Here is a 270-nt window from a genome sequence, read left to right as displayed (position 1 = left end):
GCAGGCTCACGCGCACGTCATAGTCGCCATGGCGTTCCTTGGCCAGCACCTGGTACGGCATGCCGGACCGGGCCGCGATGTCGGCGACCCATTGCTCACTCTCGCTATCGGGTCCGATCAGCACCGCGTCGGGGACGGTCTGGGCGATCCAGCGGGCCACCGCTGGGGTCGCCGATACGTGGGCCGCCGGCATTCGGTAGAGCGACTGCAGGCGGTCGACGCGGTGCAGGTGCGGGTCCACGGTCACCAGCCAGTCGAACGACTCCTCCA

1 pseudogene is annotated in these 270 nt (G+C 69.3%); it reads right to left on the bottom strand.

The features are described 5' to 3' along the window. Positions 1 to 270, bottom strand: a pseudogene (locus OC373_RS18820) (ribose-phosphate diphosphokinase); the annotation flags it as partial.

This window comes from Stenotrophomonas sp. Ste96 (assembly GCF_024519495.1).
GTDB classification, from domain to species: Bacteria; Pseudomonadota; Gammaproteobacteria; order Xanthomonadales; family Xanthomonadaceae; genus Stenotrophomonas; species Stenotrophomonas bentonitica_A.
Note: the sequence above shows the minus strand (reverse complement) of the source record. Positions and strands in the feature narration are given on the sequence as shown.